General features: G+C 62.2%; 7 protein-coding genes. All 7 read left to right on the top strand.

The genetic code is table 11. From position 1 onward, the window contains the following. On the top strand, positions 1–435 hold a 435-nt coding region (locus H926_RS0108325; protein ID WP_028657755.1), incomplete at its 5' end, for a VirB8/TrbF family protein. A gap of 17 nt (positions 436–452) precedes the next feature. Next, positions 453–1,436, top strand: coding sequence for a P-type conjugative transfer protein TrbG (gene trbG, locus H926_RS0108320; RefSeq protein WP_006964392.1), 984 nt, complete (start codon positions 453–455; stop codon positions 1,434–1,436). Positions 1,437–1,438: 2 nt separating this feature from the next. Beyond that, the gene (locus H926_RS26360; RefSeq protein ID WP_019053953.1) at positions 1,439–2,212 is read left to right on the top strand and encodes an SPOR domain-containing protein; all 774 of its coding nucleotides are present in this window, start codon (positions 1,439–1,441) and stop codon (positions 2,210–2,212) included. Positions 2,213–2,224: 12 nt separating this feature from the next. After that, positions 2,225–3,592 (top strand): TrbI/VirB10 family protein, encoded by a 1,368-nt coding sequence (locus H926_RS0108310; protein WP_026149855.1) that lies wholly within the window; start codon positions 2,225–2,227, stop codon positions 3,590–3,592. Between the two features lie 25 nt (positions 3,593–3,617). Then, positions 3,618–4,373: a P-type conjugative transfer protein TrbJ gene (gene trbJ / locus H926_RS0108305; protein WP_022675885.1), complete on the top strand. Its 756-nt coding sequence runs from the start codon at positions 3,618–3,620 to the stop codon at positions 4,371–4,373. Between the two features lie 9 nt (positions 4,374–4,382). Continuing rightward, the gene (locus H926_RS32350; protein WP_019053956.1) at positions 4,383–4,625 is read left to right on the top strand and encodes an EexN family lipoprotein; all 243 of its coding nucleotides are present in this window, start codon (positions 4,383–4,385) and stop codon (positions 4,623–4,625) included. A gap of 10 nt (positions 4,626–4,635) precedes the next feature. Next, positions 4,636–5,758, top strand: a 1,123-nt coding sequence (gene trbL / locus H926_RS0108300) for a P-type conjugative transfer protein TrbL (RefSeq protein WP_022675884.1), incomplete at its 3' end; no start/stop codon positions are given.

The raw sequence follows: 5,758 nt of genomic DNA, 5'->3' as shown, positions 1-5,758 counted from the left end.
CCAATCTTTGCAACAGAGCCAGCGCAAGTCGGCTCCTTCATCCAGTCGGCCCGCATGGTGACGGCTGACGTTGAACTCCAAAAGCAAGCCATTTTCCGGGTCTATGGGATGCTCGCGCCGAACGATCCGGCGTTGGCAAAGATGACCGACTATCTCAACGGCAATCCCGACAATACGCCTTTCGCCCGCGCGGCGCGGGAAACCGTGTCGGTCGAAATCGCCTCGGTAATTCAGCAAACCAAGACCTCTTGGCAGGTCGATTGGACCGAGACGGAGCGCGATCGGCAAGGCCAGCCTATCCAGCCTCCGGCGAAAATGCGCGCGCTCGTCACGATCCGCGTTGCGCCGCCCAGCTCGGCCACCACGGAGGAACAAATTAAGCAAAACCCCTTGGGCGTGTTCGTCCAAGATTTCTCTTGGTCGCGCACACTCTGATGGGAGGGACAATCAACATGAAGAAGATCGCCTATTTCGCCGCCGCCCTCGCGGCGCTGCCTTCGATCGCGTCCGCGCAGGACGGCCCGCCGCTTCCCGACGACATGCCGCCCGCGAACGCGCCCATGCCTGCCGGGGGAGGGGCGCAAGTAGATCCCAATGCCTATATCAGCCCGCGCAATCCGAACCTGACGCGCACCCAGCGCGAGGGTCTGTCGATCGCGCGGCGCTGGCAGGCGGAAAGCGCCGAAGGCATCAAGCCGGTGCCGGGCACCGAAGGCGCGGTATTGTTCGCCTTCGGCACCTCCGAACCCTCCGTGGTCTGTGCTGTGCTGCAAATCTGCGATGTGCAGTTGCAGCCGGGCGAGAACATCAATTCGGTCAACGTGGGCGATAGCGCCCGCTGGCTGATCGAACCGGCCGTTTCCAATTCCGGGCCGAACGAAACCCAGCATCTTATCATCAAGCCGCTCGATGCGAACTTGAATACAACGCTGATCGTGACGACCGATCGCCGCACCTACCATATCCGGTTGGTGTCGCACCGGACGCAATTCATGTCGCGGGTGGCGTTCACCTATCCCGATGAAGCGCAAGCCAAATGGGCCGCTTTCCGCGCTCGATCGGACACGGCGCGCGCCGAAAACACGATGGCGGTGCCCGATGGCGCGCGCGGGACGGGCAGGGGAGGGAGCGAATATCTCTCCAATCTCGATTTCCACTATAGCGTTGACGGCCGCGCACGCTGGAAGCCCGTCCGGGTTTACAATGATGGCGTCAAAACCATCATCGAAATGCCGCACGCGATGGAGCAGACGGAAGCGCCATCGCTGCTGATCGTCCGGGCCGGGGGCAGCGTCTCCAAGGCGGCTGATACCTCCATCGTCAATTACCGGCTCCAAGATGGCCGCTACATTGTCGATCAGATTTTTGACCAAGCGGTCCTCATCTCCGGTGTCGGCAAGCGCCAAGAGCGCGTCACCATCACAAGGGGGGGCTGATCGTGCGCGGTGCGATTTTTGTATCAGTGGCTTTCCTGCTTACGAGCTGCGCGGGCGTTTCGCACCGGGACAGCTTCGCCGTTCCGGCTCCTCCCGATCAGGCCCAAGCCCTCGTTGACGATTCCGTGGCGGAGCTGGTGAAACTCTACCCGCCTGCGATTAGCCGGGTGCTGATCCCGACTACCGGGGGCGGGGCCTATGGTGACGGCTTGCGCTCCTCGATGCGCCAAGCAGGCTATGCGGTGATTGAGGCGGGCAAGGGCGTGAAGCCCGATCCTGCGGCCACGCCGTTGCGCTATTACGTCGATCAGCCAATTGCCGATTCCTACCGCGTGACGCTGCGGGTCGGCGCGCAAACTTTCTCCCGCATCTATGGCGTGGATGAAAAGGGTATCTACCCGTCTGCCGGGTGGGCGCTCGATCTGACCGGCGCAACGCCGGAGCTGATCGAACGGGCGAACCGGCCCGTAGCGCCTGCCGCACCTCCTCCCGTTCCGTCGCCCGTCGCCAGCACGCAACCCGGCTTCGGCGGCAATGGAACAGAGGCCGGAACGTGGTCTGTCAGCCTGACGGGCTTCTCCTCCGAAAGCGCAGCACGCGCCTATTGGCGCGCGACGGCGCGCCTTCGCCCTTCGTGGGCGAGCGTGACGCCGCGCTTTGTCCAAAACGGACGCTCTCACGGCATCCAATTCGGACAGTTTCAATCCAGCGCGACGGCGCGCGCCAAGTGCAAGGGCATCCGTGCCGCGCGCTGTGGCGTCGTCAAGGCCGGGTAAGGGGGTAGGTTTATGTCTGATGCTGATAGCATGTCGCCGGAAGCCTCGCCGGGCGGTGCAGCGGACGGGAACAGCGGGCGCTTGGTGACGGGAGTTCGCAGGGTCAATAATGCGCCGCTGCTGATCGTCCTCGGCATTGTGGCGCTGTTCATCGCCATCGTGGTGTCGATTATGATTGATCGCTCCTCGGACAATGCGGCGACCAAGGTTCAACCGGCTGTCGGTCAAAGCTCGGCCGATGTTGCGAACAAGGTTGCGGGGACCGCTCCAAGCGGTGCTGCGGAAGTGATGGCGAACGCGCCCCCGCTGCCGCCTGCCGATGGCATCCCGGTCGCGCCGGTCGATCCCAATGCGCCGCCAACCGTCACCGCCTCGCCAGCGCAACCCAACGGCCCCACGGCGGCCGATCTGCGCCGGGCACGCATGGAAGCGATACGCGAAGCACGCCTTGCCCAATTTGGCAGCGCCGTGCGCTCTCCTACCGCCCTGAAATGGCAGGACGGCCGCAATGGGGCATCCTCTGGCGCTGGCGGCATGAGTGGCGGCGCTGATCCGGCAACCCAGCTCGTCGCCCTGCAACAGCAAATGGCCGCTGCAATGGCGCAGGGCCGCCAGCCCTCGGCCTCCGACATTGCCACCCTTACGGCCCTGTCAAACCAAGTGGCCGGGGGAGGAGCCGGAGCCGGGCAGGGTGCCGCCAATGCCCGCCCGCCTGCCAACTATGGCCAGTTCGCCAACAATGCGGGTGGCAATCGCTGGGCCTCGAACAGCCAAGTAGAAGCGCCCTCCCGCTACCAGCTCCGCGCGGGCTTCGTAATTCCCGGCACGCTGATCTCCGGCATCAACTCGCAAATACCGGGGCAGATTGTCGCGCAAGTTTCCCAAAACGTGTTCGATACCGCGACGGGCCGCTATCTCCTGATCCCGCAAGGCTCCCGCCTTGTCGGCGCGTATGATTCCAACCCGGTCTTTGGGCAGACGCGCGCGCTCATCGCGTGGCAACGGATCATCTTTCCTGACGGCAAGGCGATCGACCTTGGCGCTATGCCGGGGTCGGACAGCGCGGGCTATGCCGGGTTCCATGACCAAGTGAACGCGCATTGGTTCCGTATCTTCGGCTCCGCTCTGCTCATGTCTGGTGTGACCGCTGGCGTAACCCTTAGTCAGCCGCAAACCGGCCTCAACGCCAATGGCACCATGTCCGCCAGCCAAGCCCTTAGCCAAGCTCTCGGCCAGCAGCTCGGACAGACCACGGCGATGATGATTGAGCGCAATCTGAACATATCGCCCACGCTGATTATCCGGCCCGGCTTCCGCTTCAATGTGGTCGTCGTGAAAGACCTCACATTTTCAAAGCCTTACCGCTCATTCGATTATTGACGCCAGATGAAAGGGAGCAAGCAAAATGAAGTCTCGAATTTTAGCCGCTAAAATTTCTTTAGCGATCACTCTCGCGCTGGCGGCCCCGTCCGCCAATGCGCAAATCTCGGTTATCGACGTTGCGAACGTCCGCCAGACAACCGTTTCCGCGCTGCAAAACGTCGCCACGGTGGCGAAGCAAATCCAGCAGTATCAGACGCAGCTACAGCAATACCAAAATATGATTCAGAACACGGTCGGCGCGCCGGTCCAGCTCTGGCAGCAGGCTACGCAAACGATCGACAGCCTCCAAGGGCAGGTCAATCAAATCAGCTCGTTCGCTCGTCAAGCTGGCGACGTGAACACCTACATGAATCAATTCAAAAATCCGTCTTACTATCAGACCAATGCTTGCACGTTCGGGAACTGCACGGCGGCGCAGCGCGCGGCGGCTCTGTCCGCTACTCGCGCCCGCACGACAAGCCAGATGGCCGCAAATGCCGACGCTATGAACGGCATCAACAGCGCCATGACAACGCTTGCGTCTGACGGCCAGCGCCTCGACCAGTTGCAGGCCAATGCCACGGGTGCGAGCGGGCAAATGCAAGCCCTGTCCTACGCCAATCAATTTGCGGCCCAACAAGCCAGTGAGTTGCAGAAAATTCGCGGCGTCCTGCTCGCGCAAAGCGCCGCGCTGACGGCTCAATCGCAATATCAGCTCGATCGCGATGCTGCGGCAACAGAGGCATCGGCCGCAATGCGGAAAACCAAACCGACGCCGATCGGAACCTATCAGAATTAAGGAAAGCCCATGCCGAAATTGCGTCAACTTATCGCCGCGTCCTGCTGCACCGCTACACTTCTTCTCGCGGCCTGCGGCAAGTCCGAGTCCGAACCGAAAACGATGCTCTATTACTCTCAACACCTAGACGAAGCCCGCGAGAAGGTCGCCCGATGCAAATCCGGCGTCGAAACCGACGCGGAGTGCCAAGAAGCGGGCAGCGCACTAGCGCACGAAACCAAGCCGACGCCGATCGGAACCTATCAGAATTGAGGATAGCACTATGAAGGCTCTGGCTCGCCTACACCTGTCCGCCTTGGGGGTGGCGCTCACGCTCGCCGCGACTCCCGCCTATGCGCAATCGCAAGGTATGCTCGATAATGTTCTGAACAAATATAAGAGCATGGCGGCGGCGTGGGCGAGCGTCTTCACAACGCACGCGACAATTCTATTCGGCACACTAGCGGCGGTCAGCCTCATTTGGACGTTCGGGGTAATGGCGTTGCGCCGCGCCGATCTTGGCGAATTTGCTTCGGAAGCAATTCGCTTCGCCATCTTCTGCGGCTTCTTCTGGTGGCTGCTCATCAACGGCCCGGCGATCGGCTTGGCGATCATTGAAGGGCTGCGCTCGTTGGGTGCGCAGGCATCCGGCCTGCCTAACAATCTCGCGCCATCGGGTATTGTGGACATTGGTTTCGACATTTTCCGCCAAGCTGTCGAAGCGTCCAGCGTCCTAACTCCGGTCGATTCCGCTCTTTCTATCTTGGTTTCGCTGGGCATCCTGATTGTTTTGGCTCTCGTCGGCGTGAATATGCTGCTGCTGTTGGCCTCCGGCTATGTCCTCGCCTATGCCGGGGTTATCTTTTTGGGCTTCGGCGGCGCGCGGTGGACCAGCGATATTGCGCTGAACTATTTCAAAACGGTGGTCGCGGTGGGCGCGTCCCTGATGACGATGGTTCTTATCGTCGGCGTCGGCAAAACCTTCCTTGACCAATATTATGCCGCAACGGGCGAGGGTTCGTCTCTCCAAGATTTAGGGACCATGCTTGTCTTCGCGGTCGTCCTTCTGGCGCTCGTAAACAAGGTTCCCGCGATGGTCGGGGGCGTTATAAGCGGCGGCTCGATCCACGCGGCGGGCGGTATCGGAGCCTTTGGGGCAGGGGCCGCGCTGGGTGCTGCCGGGATGGCCGCTGGGGCGGCGGCCACGGGTGGGGCTATGATCGCTGCTGGCGCGATGAACGCTGCGGGTGGAGCCAGCGCGATCAAGGCCGCCTTCGCTGCCGCTGGTGGGAGCGGTGGTGAAGGCGGCCAAACCGGCATGGGAGGCGGGCAACCGCTTTCGTCGGCGGGCGACATGCCGGGAGGCGGCGATAACGGCGGCGGCGGTGGCGGTGGGGGCGGCGGCA

It is taken from the genome of Novosphingobium sp. B-7, from assembly GCF_000410615.1.
Lineage (GTDB): Bacteria > Pseudomonadota > Alphaproteobacteria > Sphingomonadales > Sphingomonadaceae > Novosphingobium > Novosphingobium capsulatum.
This window is presented reverse-complemented; position numbering and strand designations above follow the sequence as displayed.